This window comes from Paenibacillus chitinolyticus NBRC 15660 (assembly GCF_000739915.1).
GTDB lineage: Bacteria > Bacillota > Bacilli > Paenibacillales > NBRC-103111 > Paenibacillus_F > Paenibacillus_F chitinolyticus.
The window spans coordinates 116,721-132,254 of record NZ_BBJT01000012.1; the positions used below are offsets into that span (position 1 = coordinate 116,721).

Annotated in this window: 15 protein-coding genes; all 15 read right to left on the reverse strand. The window is 53.5% G+C overall.

Translation table 11 applies throughout. The annotated features are described in order from the left end of the window. Positions 1–66: 66 nt before the first annotated feature. The gene (gene murA, locus PCH01S_RS23890) at positions 67–1,389 is read right to left on the reverse strand and encodes a UDP-N-acetylglucosamine 1-carboxyvinyltransferase (protein WP_042233845.1); all 1,323 of its coding nucleotides are present in this window, start codon (positions 1,387–1,389) and stop codon (positions 67–69) included. Between the two features lie 165 nt (positions 1,390–1,554). After that, positions 1,555–1,806 carry a DUF1146 family protein gene (locus PCH01S_RS23895; protein ID WP_042233847.1) on the reverse strand — a complete coding sequence of 84 codons (252 nt, stop codon included), beginning with the start codon at positions 1,804–1,806 and terminating at the stop codon, positions 1,555–1,557. A 4-nt stretch (positions 1,807–1,810) separates the two neighbouring features. Beyond that, a complete protein-coding gene (locus PCH01S_RS23900) occupies positions 1,811–4,363 on the reverse strand; it encodes a S8 family serine peptidase (RefSeq protein WP_042233850.1) in 2,553 nt (850 codons plus the stop codon). A gap of 137 nt (positions 4,364–4,500) precedes the next feature. Continuing rightward, positions 4,501–6,015 (reverse strand): NADH-quinone oxidoreductase subunit N, encoded by a 1,515-nt coding sequence (locus tag PCH01S_RS23905; RefSeq protein ID WP_042233853.1) that lies wholly within the window; start codon positions 6,013–6,015, stop codon positions 4,501–4,503. 3 nt (positions 6,016–6,018) lie between these two features. Beyond that, the gene (locus tag PCH01S_RS23910) at positions 6,019–7,647 is read right to left on the reverse strand and encodes a complex I subunit 4 family protein (protein WP_042233856.1); all 1,629 of its coding nucleotides are present in this window, start codon (positions 7,645–7,647) and stop codon (positions 6,019–6,021) included. Continuing rightward, on the reverse strand, positions 7,637–9,511 hold the full coding sequence (nuoL, locus tag PCH01S_RS23915) for an NADH-quinone oxidoreductase subunit L (RefSeq protein WP_042233859.1): 1,875 nt from the start codon (positions 9,509–9,511) through the stop codon (positions 7,637–7,639). The genes PCH01S_RS23910 and nuoL overlap by 11 nt, the downstream gene beginning before the upstream one ends. Before the next feature lie 81 nt (positions 9,512–9,592). Continuing rightward, positions 9,593–9,904 (reverse strand): NADH-quinone oxidoreductase subunit NuoK, encoded by a 312-nt coding sequence (gene nuoK / locus PCH01S_RS23920; protein WP_042233861.1) that lies wholly within the window; start codon positions 9,902–9,904, stop codon positions 9,593–9,595. Position 9,905: 1 nt separating this feature from the next. After that, entirely contained in the window at positions 9,906–10,436 is a 531-nt protein-coding gene (locus tag PCH01S_RS23925; RefSeq protein ID WP_042233864.1) for an NADH-quinone oxidoreductase subunit J, read from the reverse strand. After that, a complete protein-coding gene (gene nuoI, locus PCH01S_RS23930; protein WP_042233867.1) occupies positions 10,429–10,881 on the reverse strand; it encodes an NADH-quinone oxidoreductase subunit NuoI in 453 nt (150 codons plus the stop codon). Before nuoI ends, PCH01S_RS23925 begins: the two co-directional genes overlap by 8 nt. Positions 10,882–10,927: 46 nt before the next feature. Then, positions 10,928–11,935: an NADH-quinone oxidoreductase subunit NuoH gene (gene nuoH, locus PCH01S_RS23935; protein WP_042233871.1), complete on the reverse strand. Its 1,008-nt coding sequence runs from the start codon at positions 11,933–11,935 to the stop codon at positions 10,928–10,930. Beyond that, positions 11,935–13,032 (reverse strand): NADH-quinone oxidoreductase subunit D, encoded by a 1,098-nt coding sequence (locus PCH01S_RS23940; RefSeq protein WP_042233875.1) that lies wholly within the window; start codon positions 13,030–13,032, stop codon positions 11,935–11,937. The genes nuoH and PCH01S_RS23940 overlap by 1 nt, the downstream gene beginning before the upstream one ends. 4 nt (positions 13,033–13,036) lie before the next feature. After that, positions 13,037–13,849, reverse strand: a complete 813-nt coding sequence (locus PCH01S_RS31625) for an NADH-quinone oxidoreductase subunit C (RefSeq protein WP_275938051.1) — start codon at positions 13,847–13,849, stop codon at positions 13,037–13,039. Positions 13,850–13,998: 149 nt separating this feature from the next. Further along, positions 13,999–14,517 carry a NuoB/complex I 20 kDa subunit family protein gene (locus tag PCH01S_RS23950; RefSeq protein WP_009676983.1) on the reverse strand — a complete coding sequence of 173 codons (519 nt, stop codon included), beginning with the start codon at positions 14,515–14,517 and terminating at the stop codon, positions 13,999–14,001. Beyond that, positions 14,502–14,867 carry an NADH-quinone oxidoreductase subunit A gene (locus PCH01S_RS23955; RefSeq protein WP_009677054.1) on the reverse strand — a complete coding sequence of 122 codons (366 nt, stop codon included), beginning with the start codon at positions 14,865–14,867 and terminating at the stop codon, positions 14,502–14,504. Before PCH01S_RS23955 ends, PCH01S_RS23950 begins: the two co-directional genes overlap by 16 nt. 190 nt (positions 14,868–15,057) lie before the next feature. Next, positions 15,058–15,462, reverse strand: coding sequence for a F0F1 ATP synthase subunit epsilon (locus PCH01S_RS23960; protein WP_042233882.1), 405 nt, complete (start codon positions 15,460–15,462; stop codon positions 15,058–15,060). Between the last annotated feature and the right edge of the window lie 72 nt (positions 15,463–15,534).

The window sequence follows — 15,534 nt, forward strand, 5'->3', positions numbered from 1 at the left end:
CCGATAGGAGAGCCGGTTTTCCTTATATCTGATTGAATCCGTTAGCGGATCACGAAAGTACAGCGCTTAAGCCCAGGTAGGCTGAACGGCGAACAGTCCGATTTCTTGCGGCTGCTCCTGCTCTTCTTCCTGCGGGACGACCCGTTGAATGTCGGCGCCCACTGAACGGAGCGCGGATGTAATATCCACGTATCCCCGGTCGATATGGTGAAGTCCGGTAATCTCGGTCTCTCCCTCGGCTACAAGAGCGGCCAGAATCAAAGCGGCACCCGCGCGGAGGTCGGTCGCACAAACTTTGGCGCCCTTAAGCTTATTGTTGCCGCTCACGACAGCCGTACGGCCGTCGACTTTAACCGAGGCGTTCATGAGCATAAATTCGTCCACGTGCATGAACCGGTTCTCGAATACCGTCTCGGTAACCAGGCTCGTGCCGTCCGCAACCAGTTGGAGCGCCATCATCTGAGACTGCATATCCGTCGGGAAGCCGGGATATGGCAGGGTCTTGATGTCGGCCGCACGCAAAGGTTTGTCGGCACAGACGAGAATACCGTTCTCGTCCTCTTCCACGTGCACACCCATTTCCTGCAGCTTCGAAATCACAGGGCGCAGGTGATCGCCGATGGCGCCTTCCACATACAGTTCACTACGTGTAATCGCGGCGGCGATCATATAAGTACCCGCTTCGATACGGTCTGGTATGACGCTATGTACCGCGCCCTTCATTTTTTCCACGCCTTCAATGCGGATGACACCGGTACCGGCACCCCGGACAACTGCGCCCATCGCATTCAAGTAGTTGGCCAGGTCGACGATTTCGGGCTCTTTCGCCGCGTTTTCAATAATGGTCGTGCCTTCGGCCAAAGTAGCGGCCATCATGATATTCTCGGTCGCGCCTACACTGGCGACGTCGAGATAGATCTTCGCGCCTTTGAGACGTTTCTCCACCCTGGCTTCGATGTAGCCTTGACCCAGCTCGATCTCCGCTCCCATGGCCTCAAAGCCTTTCAGGTGCTGGTCGATCGGGCGTGTGCCGATAGCACATCCCCCCGGAAGGGAGATACGGGCTTTGCCCAGGCGGGCCAAAAGTGGTCCCATCACGAGAAAAGAAGCCCGCATTTTACGAACGAGCTCGTAAGAAGCCTCGCACGTTTCGATCGCTTGAGCGTTTACTTTCACGCTGTGATTATGATAGCTGAGCTGCAGGCCCAGGCTTCTAAGTACCTTGTTAATTACAAGTACATCGTCAAGCGGAGGAGCGTCATGTATGACACTTTCTCCTTCCGCAGCCAAAATTGATGCCGCAATGATGGGCAGTACAGCGTTTTTGGCGCCGTTAACTTTAATCTTGCCGGCTAATTTACGGCCACCGCGGACGATAATTTTGCTCATCTCGGTCCCTCCGCGTCTTAATTTATCGTTCTAAATCGGGTAAAACGTGACTGTCGGTCTATGTCTTCATGAACACACCATTCATACAGTTCGGAATGGGGTCTGTGTTTGGCACCGTTGTACTACCATTGTTTACAAGTCTAAGCGATGTTATTCGACAAAATGTCAAAAAATTCCGTTTAATCCTACAGACCATTCCAGATACTTCAAGAAAAAACTGGCTACCAGGTAACCGAGTCCGATGGACATAAACACTTGCAGCATCTTGGCCGCGGGACTTCGCGGCTGCTTCAGCAGCACGTCGAATCGGAACTGCTGGAGCGCCCACCACGAAAGTCCCACGGCGACTAAATATACGACAATATTGATTAGGGGCATTTGCGGAACAACAGTTGTCAGTTCTTCCATATTCGACATCTTTCTACCTCTTCCTGCCGAAAACATTCGAAAACCGGGACAAAAGGGCTGCAAATTCGGCCCGGGTCGCCTGGTCGTCAGGGCGGTAAGTCCCATCAGGGAATCCCCGGATCCAGCCGTCCCCGGACATCTGCTTCAGAATGCCAACGCCCCAATACCGGTCGCTAACGTCCAGGAAAGGAGAACGTCCGCGGTATTTGCCTGCCATTTGCATCGTATTCGCAATCACTTGCGTCATTTCCATCCGGGTCAGAGGCTGATCCGGCCGGAAATGCCCATCCTCATATCCGTCCATGTAACCGGCCATTGTTGTCCTTGCAATGGAATCATAGGCCCAATGGCTGCTGCTGAGATCCGGATAATCGACCGGCCTGTTCTTATCCAGGCGGAATCCGTTCGCCAGCATTACAGCGGCCTGTGCGCGGGTGATCGGCAGGTCAGGGTAAAATTTGTAGCTCCCGTCTCCGTCGATAACATGCCTGCTGGCCAGGTCTGCGATAGCTTTCTCGGCCCAATGTCCGTGAATATCGGAAAATCCGGCAACGAGAGGCTGTGCGGCCGCATTCAGCTGGTACATCTGCTGAGTCGCAGCCCTGTCGCTCTGCAGCTTGATATAATACAAACCTGCCGGCAACCGCCTGTCAAGAACGAGATTCTCGGCAGACCCTTCGCTGCTCTTGCTGTCAAGCTCCTTCAGGGTGTGATCATACAGCGTGAACGTTATATCGCATCCCCGCTGGAGAGAGCCGAGCTTCAGCTGCACCAGACTTTCCTGCTCCAACCGGAATTGAAACCAATCCAAATCCGAAGCACTCTCTATAACACCGGGATGATCTTCATGCAGTGTCAGTGTCGTAGCCTGGTAAGGCTTATTATTGGGTTCATTCGGGTCAATCAGCTTAGGTGTATAATCAACCGACAGCGTATACTCCCCCATCACCGGCTGCGTATTGTCCTTCACATTGCTGATCCGGATGTAATAGTCGCCTGGCGTGACATTCATAAGAGGGGTCGCCTCGGTCGCTCCTTCTCCAAACTGGTCAAAAGTTGTCGATTTTTCTCCCTTTTTCTGAATCAATACTACCGGGTCTATTCTAGCGGTATCCACGGAAGTTTTCAAGCGGAGAGTACCGGATTTCTTAAAAGAAATCATAAACCAATCCTGATCGTTCTCCTGATGAAAGGTTCCCTTCACAGTCTGGCTTCTCGCAGGCAGGGAAGTCGCTTTATACTGATGGTCGTTATCTTCAAAATCGTCCTGATAAATCTGGAAGTCGGTCTGCAGCGTATACAGGACTGCCCCTGCTTTGCCCGGATCCAGAAGACTTGCCGCGATTTTGCTTTTTCCCTTCTGAACAGGCAGAGTCACAACCGGATTCTGAGGGTCCGTGGTGAAAACCTCTTCTGCCTCTTTATTATCCCGAAAGTACCGAATAGAAACAGGACTAGCGTCACTTGTTTTTAAGACAAGCTTCACAAAACCGTCGTAAGGACTATCCATTGTAAACCAATCGGTATCTTTGCCGGAGCTGAACTCCGCATGGATGAGAGTGTGTACGGGCAGCATGGGCGCATGACCAGAATCGTCGTTCGGCTCGAAACGGTCGCTCAGAAGCGGCTCCTTCATCAGGCGGTCTACCCGCAGGAGCCCGAAGCCTGTCGTCGCATCCCATCCGGGCGATTCCAGATCCTCCGCCGTCTGCTTGATGAGCTCCCTGAGCTGCCAGGGCTCCAGGTAAGGGGCGCGGCCCCATAACAGCGCCGCAGCGCCCGCTACCTGCGGAGCGGCCATCGACGTGCCCTCCTTGCTCTCGTAGCCTCCGCCTTTGGCGGTGGTGTACACATGCCAAGGCGCCACGAGGTCAAGATCCGGTCCGTAGTTCGACCGATCGTCCGCGAGGCGCGCGGAGGTCATGCCGCCTACCCCGAGCACGGTCGGGTACGCGGCGGGATACTTCACGCTGCCTCCTTCGTTGCCGGAGGCGGCGACGAGAAGCACGCCTCGCTCCTCAGCGTAGCGCACCGTGCCGGCCATGAAGCTTGAATATTTATTCAAGCCCAGCGAGAGCACGACGATCTTGGCTCCGTGATCGACGGCATAACGGATGCCTTCGCCGAGCTTGGTTTCGCCGCCCGTGCCGTCCGCCTCCAATGCCTTGATCGGCATAATTTTCGCGTTGGGCGCGATGCCTGCGATGCCTTTGTCGTTGTTCATCTTGGCGGCGATAATCCCGGCTACGTTCGTACCGTGGCCGTTATCGTCCTGGGGCTTCTCCTGCGGATTAAGCAGGTTCGCTCCCGGGACGAGTCTGCCTTCCAGATCGGGATGCGTCAGATCGACGCCCGTATCCACGACCGCCACGATGACGGGTTCATCGTTATCGCCTGCCTGCGCCCAGCCTTCATCCATATGTATGTCATCCAAATAGGTTTGTTTCACCCGCAAAGGATCGTTGGAAACCGGATACGCCTGTACATTCGATATGCCGACGGTCCATACGAGCAGTACAACTCCGAGCCATCCATACATCCATTTATATCGAAATTTTCGGTTCATTTAGAGAGTCCTCTTTCGGTCATTTTAAAAAAATAATAAGCCCGGGATAGTTTTACGCCGTCTAATCGAAGATAAAAAACAATAAAAATAAGCTCCTCCACTGCCCAAACAGCGGAGAAGCTTATATTATATCAAATTTATGACAGGATTAGGAGGTCCCTAGTCAAACTGAATATCCGGTCGATATAAGCGAGCAAATATCCGGGAACGAGTCCCAGCAATAACGTCAAGCCCGCACACAGCCAAAGAGTGATTCCGAGGGGGACCGGCACGCTTACGGGCCGTTCTTCAAGGTCGGCGCGCATGAACATTTGCCGGATAATGCCGAAGTAATAATAAAACGAAATGACGCTCGTGATCATCATAACGGCACCGAGCCAGTACAGATGCGCCTGCATTGTGCCAAACAGCAGGTACAACTTTCCAAAAAAACCCGCAGATACGGGAATCCCCGCCAGCGACAGAAGGAGAACGACAGCGGCCGCGGACGTCCAGGGGGCACGGTAATAAAGACCGGCAAACCCTTTAGTCTCCTCGTCTCCGGTCGATTTTTCTATAATCAGAAGGACAGTGAAAGCTCCGATATTCATCAGAATGTAGGCGATCAGATAAAAGAAAAATTTGGAGAAGTTATCCACCTGCACCAGGTTGATGTGGACGGCCAAAGGAACAAGCAGATAACCGGCATTGGCAATCCCGGAATAAGCCAGCAGCCGTTTAACGTTTTTTTGCCGCAGCGCGACTGTGTTGCCCCAGATCATGGCAGTGGCCGCTACCACCGACAGGGCCAGGAAGATGTCCTTCTGAAGCCCTTCGTCCCCGAACTGCCCCAAGGCAAGAAGCACATAAAAGACCCTGAAGAGGATGGCAAAAGCCGCCCCTTTGGATATAACGGCGAGAAAAGCGGTGACCGGCGTCGGGGCTCCCTGATAAACATCGGGTGCCCACGAGTGGAAAGGCGCGGCCGCTATTTTAAAACCGAACCCCGCCAAGAGCAGGAAAAAAGATACATACAAGAGCGGTTTGTAGCTCTCGTAACTCGAAACGATAGCCGCCTGTATCGCCCCCAGGTTCGTTGTTCCCGCAATTCCGTAAAGGAAGGACATCCCGTACAAAATAACGGCGGACGATATTCCGCCCAATATGACGTACTTGAACGCGCCCTCGTTGGACCGGGTGTTTTTCTTTTTCATGGCGACAAGCACGTAAGAAGTAATACTCAGAAGCTCCAGTCCGACGAATAGCGTGATGAGATCGGCGGAGGAAGCCATCACCATGGCACCCAGCACAGCCGGCAGCAGGAAATAATAATATTCCCCGACATGCGGAATCTCCCCGTCTTCCACGCTTCCCAGACTCATCAGAATAATCAGTGCGGTTCCGCCGAGGAACGCGAGTTTCAGCAGGTTTCCGAAATCGTCTACGCGGTAGCTTTCGTTAAGGAGCACAATCGCCTGATCGGGATTAAGCTGGGCAATGACAAAGGCGATAGAGACCGCAATACCGGCGAGGGAAAGCCAGCCGATCCATTTCCGGTTGACCCCCTTCAGCAAAAACAGGTCGAGCACCGAGAGCAGGATAGCCGTGATCACCAGCGTCATTTCCGGGAGCAGATGCGTTAAATCCTGTACATGAATTCGTATCGGTTCCACGTTCTATCCCCCTATCTTCCCAGCTAAGCTGTGAATCGTCTGATGAAACCCGTTTACCGTCTGCTGCAGAGGCTCGCTCAGTATACCCGGATACACGCCTAGCAGAAGAATGAAAGCGACCAGCGCAATCATCGGCACAGCTTCTATAAACCGGGCATCCGGCAGCTCCCTGAACCGTTCCGGCAGAGGTCCGTACGTCATCTTCATAACCCCCCGCAGCACATAAGCGGCCGTCAGGATAATGCCGACTGCACCTATAATCGTCAGTACCCGGGCCGTACCGAACAAGCCGATAAACGCCAGCAGTTCGCTCACGAAGCCGGAGAGCCCCGGCAGACCGAGGGAAGCAAGCCCGCCCACAAGCAGAATAGCGCTAAGAAAAGGCATGGATTTCGCCAGCCCGCCCAGTTTGCCTAGTTCCGTCGTGGAGGTCCGTTCGTAAATACTGCCGACGAGCAGGAACATGAGAGCGGAAATCAAGCCGTGAGAAACGAGCTGGAAAATCGCTCCCTGCATGCCGATCGGATTAAAGGCCGCCAAGCCCAGCAGCACAATGCCCATGTGACTGATACTGGAATATGCGAGCACTAGCCTGAACTCGTTCTGGACAAAAGCCAGCAGGGCTCCGTACAAAATGTTGATGACACCCAGCAGGGCGAGTACCCACGCCCAATCCTGCGCTTGTGCCGGAAACAGCAGGATGCCGAAACGGATGAGCCCGTATGCGCCCATTTTCAGCAAAATACCCGAGTGAATCATGACCACGGGAGGCGGAGCTTCCGTATGCACCTTGAGCATCCAGGTGTGAAACGGAAAAATCGGCAGCTTGATGCCGAAAGCGATCAGCAGCATAACCAGGAGGACCGTTTTCATGCCCTCGCTCAAGAAGAACGGATTTTCCGCTTGAGGGTTAGGCGACACCTGATTCACCAGAGCGGTCGGGTCCTGCAGCAGGTTATGTACAATCGTCTGGATATCGCCGCTGTAGAATACGGTCAGTTGATTGCCCGCGATCTGCTGGGAAATCCCCGCCGTCGTGACGAGAATAACGAACGCGACAAGCATGACGGCCGAACCGAGTCCGTTGTAAATCAGAAAACGGCTGGCTGCCTTTTCCCGGTCTACGCGGCCCCAGATTCCGATCAGGAAAAACATCGGAACGAGGGTGACTTCGAAAAAGAGGAAGAACAGAAACAGATCCTGGGACGTAAACACGCCGAAAACGCCGACTTCCAGCAGCAGCAGCCAGATCGAATAAGCCTTCCATCTTTTTTTGATGTAGATCGAGGCCAGGGCGGCCATGGTAAACACTAACGCGGTGAGGAAAACGAGCGGCATCGACAAACCGTCCACGGCCAGATGGTACTGAACGGTCCAGTAGAAGCTGGCGAGACCTTCGACCCCTTCTTTGTTGAGGGGGATGCGGATCCAGTCCAGCTGCTCTTTGAACTGCATTCCTGACACTCCGTTGGAATAAGCCGCATACAGCCATGCGCTGAGCAGAAGCGGGATTCCAGTGGCCGCCACGCACACGGCCTGGAGCGCTTTCTTGTTCTCCTTCGGCAGAAAAAGGAGGACGAGTATGCCGAGCAGCGGGGAAAACACAATCAGACTAAGCAGGTTAGCCGACATGGATAAACCTCCTTCCGGCTACAGCAAGGATGAGAACAAGCAGGCCAAGCAGGGTGATTAGGCCGTAGGTCTGAACCTGGCCGTTCTGCAGCCGGGAGCCCGTTCGGCCCAGTCCGACAGCGGCTGCGGCCGCGAGCCTGACGACACCGTCCACGATAAACGTGTCCACGGCCTGCAAGAGATATCCGATTCCCCGCAGCGGGAGAACAATGATCGTCCGGTAAATTTCGTCGATATAATATTTACGACGCACGAGATTGTACAGCCACGGAAACTTTGCGGAGAACACAAAGCTTCCCGGCTTCCTTGCGTACAGCAGGTAGCCCAGAACGATGCCCAGAACGCCCGCTGCCGTAGAGAGCAGCATCACGCCCGCGTGAACGGCCTCTGCTTCGGTCCTGCCTGTCAGCCAGTCGCCGAACCACCCGCTCCACGGGGTGTACAGAAAGCCGGCAAGAGCGGCGGGAACCGCCAACAGAAGGAGCGGGAACGTCATAGAGGCCGGGGATTCGTGAACCTCTTGGCCGCTGCGTGATTTGCCCCAGAATACCAGGAAAAAGAGCCGGGCCATATACAAGGCCGTAAAGAAAGCACCGACGATGCCAACCCAGAACAGCAACGAATTCGTCTCGTAAGCCTGGGACAGAATCGCGTCCTTGGACCAGAAACCGGAGAACGGAGGAATTCCGGACAAAGCCAGCGTACCGATCGCGAAAGTCCACGCCGTAATCTTCATCCTTCCGCCGATGCCGCCCATTTTGGTAATATCCTGCGTATGCACGGCATGAATAATGCTGCCCGCACCCAGGAACAGGAGAGCTTTAAAGAACGCGTGCGTGAACAAATGGAAGATTCCCGTCGTATACGTAGCGCTCACTCCAAGCGCCATCATCATATACCCTAGCTGGGATACGGTCGAATAGGCGAGAATCCGTTTGATATCGTTCTGCGCCGTTCCGATTGTCGCTGCGAAAATCGCCGTAAAACCGCCGACATAAGCGACGATCTGCATAGCCGTATCCGACGCGAGGAAAACATCGAACGTACGGGCTACCAGATAAACCCCGGCCGCCACCATAGTCGCCGCATGGATAAGCGCACTGATCGGAGTCGGGCCTTCCATCGCATCGGGCAGCCAGGTATGCAGAGGGAATTGCCCCGATTTTCCCATGGCTCCCACAAAGAAGAGAAGCGCGATCCATGTTGCTGCGGAGCCTTCCACCTGACCGCTTGTAAACGCGTTTTGTACCGAATTAAAATCCAGCGCATGACCCGGCATGCTCCAAAACAAAAGCAGAATTCCGATAAACAATCCGAAATCGCCGATTCTTGTCACGATAAAAGCTTTTTTTGCGGCAGCCTTAGCCTCGGGTTTCGTATACCAGAATCCGATCAGCAGGAACGAACAGACTCCGACAAGTTCCCAAAATACATAAAACTCCACCAGGTTGACCGAAATAACCAGCCCCAGCATCGCAAAAGAAAAGAGCGCTATGTAACTAAAAAACACGTGCACCCGCTCGTCGTCCTTCATATATCCGATCGAATAGATATGGACCAGAAACGATACGAGCGTGACAACAATGAGCATGATCGCGTTTAAATTATTGACCTCGAAGCCCAGGCTCACCGCAAAATCGCCCACCCGCAGCCACTGGAAACCGTTCCATGTATAGTCTTGAACGCCTTTTCCAAGTCTCTCGATAAGAATGAGAAGGGCCACAACAAACGAAGCGAAGATGGCGGCCGTACTCAGATACAGGCCTGTTCTTCTTGCCGACCTGCCCGAAGCGGTTATCAGAACATAGGCCAGGAGCGGAAACAGCGGGATGAGCCAGACATATTGCGAATAAACGGAAATCATATTTTCCTTTCCTCCTTCAAGGCCATGACGTTAGACAGCTCTGCCAATCAAAGATGAGGATAAGAGCCGCACCATTCGCCGCTAATGCTTCATGGAGTTCATTTCATCCACGTTGCCCGTTCCCTTATTGCGGTAGAGAGCGATCAGGATAGCGACGCCAACAGCCGCTTCCGCTGCCGCTACCGTGATGGTGAACAAGGAAAAAACTTGCCCGGTCAGCGCAGGCTGCGCGCCCATTTTGGCGAATGCGACCAGATTCAGGTTCACGGCGTTGAGCATCAGCTCGATGGAGAGGAGAACGATGACACCGTTCCTCTTGGACAAAGCCCCGCACAAACCGATACAGAACAAAATGGCCGCCAGAGTCAGATAAGGAGTTACGACACTTGTCACGTTAATCCTCCTCTCTTTTGGCAACGACAATCGCTCCGATAAAGGCGACCGTCAGCAGCACGGACATAATTTCGAACGGAATGACGTATTCGTTGTACAGCAGTTTTCCGATCTCAAGCGTATTATCCTGCCCGGTCTGAAGAGAGCCTGCGGCCGACGGAAACGTCGTATTTTGAATCGCATAGAAAAGGATGCCGAAGAGTCCCAGCGATCCGACACCGAGCAGAATCTTCTGAACCGGCCCGCTCTTGGCCTTCTCCTCAGCCCGGTGGTTGGTCATCATAATGCCGAAAATCATCAGGATCGAGATGGCTCCCGCATAGATCAGAATCTGGACAAAACCGACAAACTCCGCTTCCAGCAGCACATACAGCCCGGCCAGACTCACGAACGTAAAAGCAACGGACAGCACCATATGAACCACTTTCGTGAAGGTGATCATATAGATGGCGCCCCCGATCGCACAGATGGCAAACAGAAGGAACCACCAGTTCTCCCCCTGCGACAAAAAGCTCCCTAAACCACTAAACATCCTTCTTCGCGCCTCCTTTGGGAAGGGCGGAGTTGTTTTCTTTACGCACCAGCGTGTTGTTGTCCGTAAGCCACTTCATATCTTTAAACAGCTCGTCACGGCTGTAGGCGCTCAATTCAAAGTGGTTGGTCATCACAATCGCTTCGGTCGGACAAACTTCCGTGCAGAGATCGCAAAGGATGCAGATTTCAAAATTGATATCGTAGGTGTCGATAATTTTGCCCTTTTTGTCGGGATCGGGATTGGGCTTCCCCGTCAGGGTAATACACTCCGTGGGACACACCTTCGCGCACATATTGCAGACAATACATTTGTCCGGTTCGAAATGCTGGATTCCCCGGAACCGGTCCGGCATTTGCAGGGGCACATCGGGATAAGCGTAGGTCACTTTTTTCTGGGTCATCGTTTTGAGTGTAACGCCTAATCCTTTGATAAGACCTTTCACTGGCCCTCTCCTCCTTTTACGACTTCATAGAACGGCAGCGGCCGCGTTACCCGGTAAGACCCATGTAGAGAGCCGTTATAAAAATATTGAGCAGCGCCAGAGGCAAAAGAACCTTCCAGCCGAGTCCCATCAGTTGATCAATCCGGATTCGGGGCAAAGTCGCCCTGATCCAGAAAAAGAAGAAGACAATGAACGAGAATTTAAGCAGAAACCAGACAATGCCCGGAATAAAGGCGAGAAAAGCAAACGGGGCGTGCCAGCCGCCCAGGAAGAGGACCGTCGTTAAAGAAGCGATCGCAAAGACATACACATATTCCGCGAGCATAAAGAAAGCGAAACGAAACCCGCTGTATTCGACATGATAGCCCGCTACAAGCTCCGATTCGGCTTCCGGCAAGTCAAACGGGGTGCGGTTCAGCTCGGACACGCCCGCAATGACGAAGACGATAAAACCGACGATCTGGGGGAGAAAGTTCCAGTTCCAGAAGTTATCCCCCTGGGCTTCCACAATTTTATGAAGGTTCAAGGTGCCGGTCATCATGATAACCCCGATCACCGAAATAACGAGAGGAACCTCGTAGCTGATCATTTGGGCGGCTGAACGCATACCGCCGAGCAGAGCATATTTGTTGTTGGAAGCCCAACCGCCGAGAATCATTCCCAGGGTGGAGATACCCGACAGCGCTACGTAATAAAGGAGGCCGACATCCAGATCGGCATGAATGAGATTCGCGGTGAACGGAATCGTCGCCACAACGACGAACGCCGGAATAAACGTAAGCACAGGCGCGAGAATGAACAGCTCCCGGTCCGCTTTGCGCGGAATGGTATCTTCTTTGATGAGCAGCTTAAACACGTCAGCGACCGTTTGCAGCAGTCCCAGCGGACCTACACGATTTGGGCCATATCTCCCCTGCATCCAGCCGATGACTTTTCGCTCGAAGTAGATGGCATACGTTACGAATCCCAGGATGATAAGAAGCAGCACAACGCCGTAGGCCGCGAAAATAAGCCCCGTCGTCCATGTCAGCGGCTGTCCGACCAGATCCAGCATCAGCCGTCCACCTCCCCTACAACAATATCAATCCCGCCGAGAATGGTAATCAGGTTCGTCATGGTTTCCCCGACCAGCAGCTTCGGTAAAATTTGAAGATTCACGAAGGAAGGGCGGCGGAATTTTAGCCGGAACGGTTCGGGCCGCCCTTTGGACATGATAAAACAGCCGATTTCCCCCCTCGGCGATTCGATCGGCGCATAAATATCGCCTTCCGGCGGCTTGATGACCCGGGGGGCTTTTCCCATCGTATCGCCTTCGGGAATCTGATCCAGCGCCTGCTCGATGATACGCAGGGATTGAACGATCTCTTCCAGTCTAATGAGATAACGGTCGTAACAGTCACCATTGGTTCCCACCGGTACGTCAAAATCGAAACGGTCATATATGGAGTAAGGCTGATCCTTACGCAAGTCCCATTTGACGCCGGTACAACGCAGATTCGCCCCGCTTAATCCGTAAGCGATAGCCGTATCGGCATCGTAACGGCCTACGCCTTTGATCCGGGCGAGAAAAATTTCATTGCCGCTGACAAGACGGTCATACTCTTCCAGCTTACTCTTCATGTAAGGGATAAATGCCCGGATTTTGTCCAGCCAACCTTCCGGGGCATCCCATTTGACCCCGCCGACACGCATATAATTGTAGGTAAGTCTCGCCCCGCACAGCTCGTTGAAAAAGTCGATAATCATTTCCCTGTCGCGGAACGCATAAAGAAACGGACTCATCGCCCCGATATCGAGCAAATAAGTTCCCCACCAGACCAGATGACTGGCGATCCGCTGAAGCTCCATAACCAGAATACGCAAATATTCGGCTCTTTCCGGTATCTGCAGGCCAAGCATCCGTTCGACCGCGTTGACCAGCACATAATTGTTTGTCATGGCCGAAACGTAGTCCATCCGGTCCGTATAAGGAATAATTTGAGTGTAATTGAGATTTTCCGCAAGCTTCTCGGTACCTCGGTGCAGGTAACCCATAACCGGGATCGCTTCGCGGATAATCTCTCCATCCAGCTTGACGATAATCCGGAATACCCCGTGGGTACTCGGATGCTGAGGCCCTACGTTAAGCAGCAGTTCTTCTGTCCGTAACAAAACGCTACACCTCCGGGTCGTACGCTTCGTAATCTTTGCGCAGCGGGTGGCCAACCCACTCGTCCGGCATCATGATGCGCGTCAAGTTGGGATGGCCGGGAAAATCAATGCCCAGCAGGTCATAGATTTCCCGCTCGTTCCAATCCGCGGTCGGCCATACGGAAGCGACGGAGGGAACGGACGGAGCCTCCCGCTCTGTGCGCACGCGGACTCCGTATTCTTTGCGCAGCGGGATAGAGAGCAGATGGTAAACCACTTCCAGCTGGTTGCCGAGGTCTACGCCGCTCACGCTGCGCAGGTAGCCGCACTGCAGCTCCTCGTGCTGCAGGAAGACCTCCGCGGCACGCACCCAGTGCTCGCCGCGGATAACCACGAAGGGACGGTGGCCGTCGATCTCGTTGATGAACGCTTCATCAACGGCGTCCCCGGCCACCTCTCCCTTCAAGATCTCGACCAGCCGGTCCAGCATCGGCTGGTTCGGGGACGGCGGCTTCGGCGGGGCATCCTCCGCCGGAGCCGCCGTTTTGGCGGCACGGGCAGCCGCCCGGGCTGCGCGAGCTTCTGCGGCGGCTTTCGCTTTGTCGCTGCCGTCCTCAGCCGCTGCCCCTTCAGTCGGGGCAGCGCCGTTGGCCTCGGCCGGAGCGGTGCCGCCGGCTTCAGCGGTAGCGGCGCTTCGCGCTTCCGCACGGTCCGGGCGCTGCGCAGCACCGGACGCCGGGGTCTCCGGCGCTGATTCGCCGGTGCCTGCCGCCGAGGCGCTCTGCTCGGACGGACCGGCCGGAGGCGCTATGTCGTCCCCCGCTGATCCTGTGCTCACTGAACTAGTATGTAACTCGTTATTTTCTTCTTTCGACAAAATCCCTTGTTTTTCCTTATATTCAATTGTATTCGCTTCCAATTTGTCGTCTGATTTTGTCGGTTTTGATCGAATATCGGTTTCCTGCGAATTTTCCTTTTCCTTATCGGTCACAGGTTCGTCACCTGCTTTCCGGTTTTCGCCTCGTAACGGATTTTCTCCTGAAGCTTATTGATTCCATAAATCAAAGCCGCCGGATTCGGTGGGCAGCCCGGAATATACACATCAACCGGAACCACCTGATCGACACCTTTTACAACCGCATAAGATTTTACGTACGGACCGCCTGCCGTAGCGCAGGACCCCATCGCAATGACCCACTTCGGTTCCGGCATCTGATCGTACAGACGACGCAGCAGCGGAGCCATTTTCTTGGTCACCGTGCCGGCCACGATCATCACATCGGATTGGCGGGGAGATGTCCTGAAAATAACGCCAAAACGGTCCAGATCATAATGCGACGCGCCCGTTCCCATCATTTCGATGGCACAGCAGGCGAGACCGAAAGTGAGCGGCCACAAGGAATTGCTTCTTGCCCAGGCTTTGACCTGCTCCAGGGTTGTCATAAACACGTTGCGATCCAGTTCAGCACGATCTTCCGGAGTTATCGACTCTAAATTGAAGTCCATTGCAGCACCTTCTTCTTCCAAGCATAGAGTAACCCGACACCGAGAAGCAGGACAAAAATACACATTTCCACCAGTGCAAACAGCCCCAGCTTGTTATACGCCACGGCCCACGGATACAAAAATACGGTTTCTACATCGAAAATGACAAACATTAAGGCGAAAAGATAATACCGGATATTGAACCTGACCTGACCTTCCCCTACTGGCTCATTTCCGCTTTCGTAAGTGGTTGCCTTGTCTTCGTTCGGCTTGTTGGGTCTAAGCCATCTGCCGATCGTAAGAGCTGCAACCGGAAGCAAGATGCCGAGTGCGACGAAAATGGCTACGATCACATACTTTACCGCGTACATCTGCTTGAAACCGCCTCCATTTTCATAAGAAATCTTTAATCATTTCATAAATTTTGGTAATGTAATGCCTTTCCAATTATAGCATACGCTCAAAAAATGTGTCTAATGAAAATGATTTTAGATGTAAGCGTATACTTGCCGGAGAAAATAAAAAACAGAAGACGCATGAACGTCCTCTGTTTCTTCTTGCTTATTTATGCTCGTAAACCCCGATCCGGTTCAACGCCCGTTTAAGAGCAAGCTCGGCGCGCTGGAAATCAGCTTCGTCTTTCTTACCCGTTAAACGTTTCTCGGCGCGTTCCTTCGCAGACTTCGCACGTTCGATGTCAATGTCGCTAGGCAGCTCCGCACTTTCCGCCAGGATGACAACCTTATCTTTGCGCACTTCCATGAAACCGCCGTTCAAAGCGACAGTTTCTTGTTTGCCATTCTCATGTTTGATCGTGGCGGGTGCGATTTTCAAGGGTGTCACAAACGGAATGTGGTTCGGAAGAATGCCAAGTTGGCCTTCGATGCCCTCGACACTTACCATGTGAACATTCTGGGTATATACGATGCGCTCCGGAGTTACGATTTCCAAAAGGAAAGTACTCACGCTCATTCCTCCCCAGAACTTTCGCTAGAAAGTTCGTTCGCTTCGTAAGCTTTTCACCTTGTCCGAGAGAGG

Bases quoted from the DNA above. Each gene is read 5' to 3' on its own strand.
- PCH01S_RS23925 (WP_042233864.1), bottom strand. From the start codon at position 10,436: ATGTTTAGTGGTTTAGGGAGCTTTTTGTCGCAGGGGGAGAACTGGTGG.
- murA (WP_042233845.1), bottom strand. From the start codon at position 1,389: ATGAGCAAAATTATCGTCCGCGGTGGCCGTAAATTAGCCGGCAAGATT.
- nuoH (WP_042233871.1), bottom strand. From the start codon at position 11,935: ATGCTGGATCTGGTCGGACAGCCGCTGACATGGACGACGGGGCTTATT.
- PCH01S_RS23950 (WP_009676983.1), bottom strand. From the start codon at position 14,517: ATGGACTTCAATTTAGAGTCGATAACTCCGGAAGATCGTGCTGAACTG.
- PCH01S_RS23900 (WP_042233850.1), bottom strand. From the start codon at position 4,363: ATGAACCGAAAATTTCGATATAAATGGATGTATGGATGGCTCGGAGTT.
- nuoL (WP_042233859.1), bottom strand. From the start codon at position 9,511: ATGATTTCCGTTTATTCGCAATATGTCTGGCTCATCCCGCTGTTTCCG.
- PCH01S_RS23955 (WP_009677054.1), bottom strand. From the start codon at position 14,867: ATGTACGCGGTAAAGTATGTGATCGTAGCCATTTTCGTCGCACTCGGC.
- PCH01S_RS23895 (WP_042233847.1), bottom strand. From the start codon at position 1,806: ATGTCGAATATGGAAGAACTGACAACTGTTGTTCCGCAAATGCCCCTA.
- PCH01S_RS23910 (WP_042233856.1), bottom strand. From the start codon at position 7,647: ATGTCGGCTAACCTGCTTAGTCTGATTGTGTTTTCCCCGCTGCTCGGC.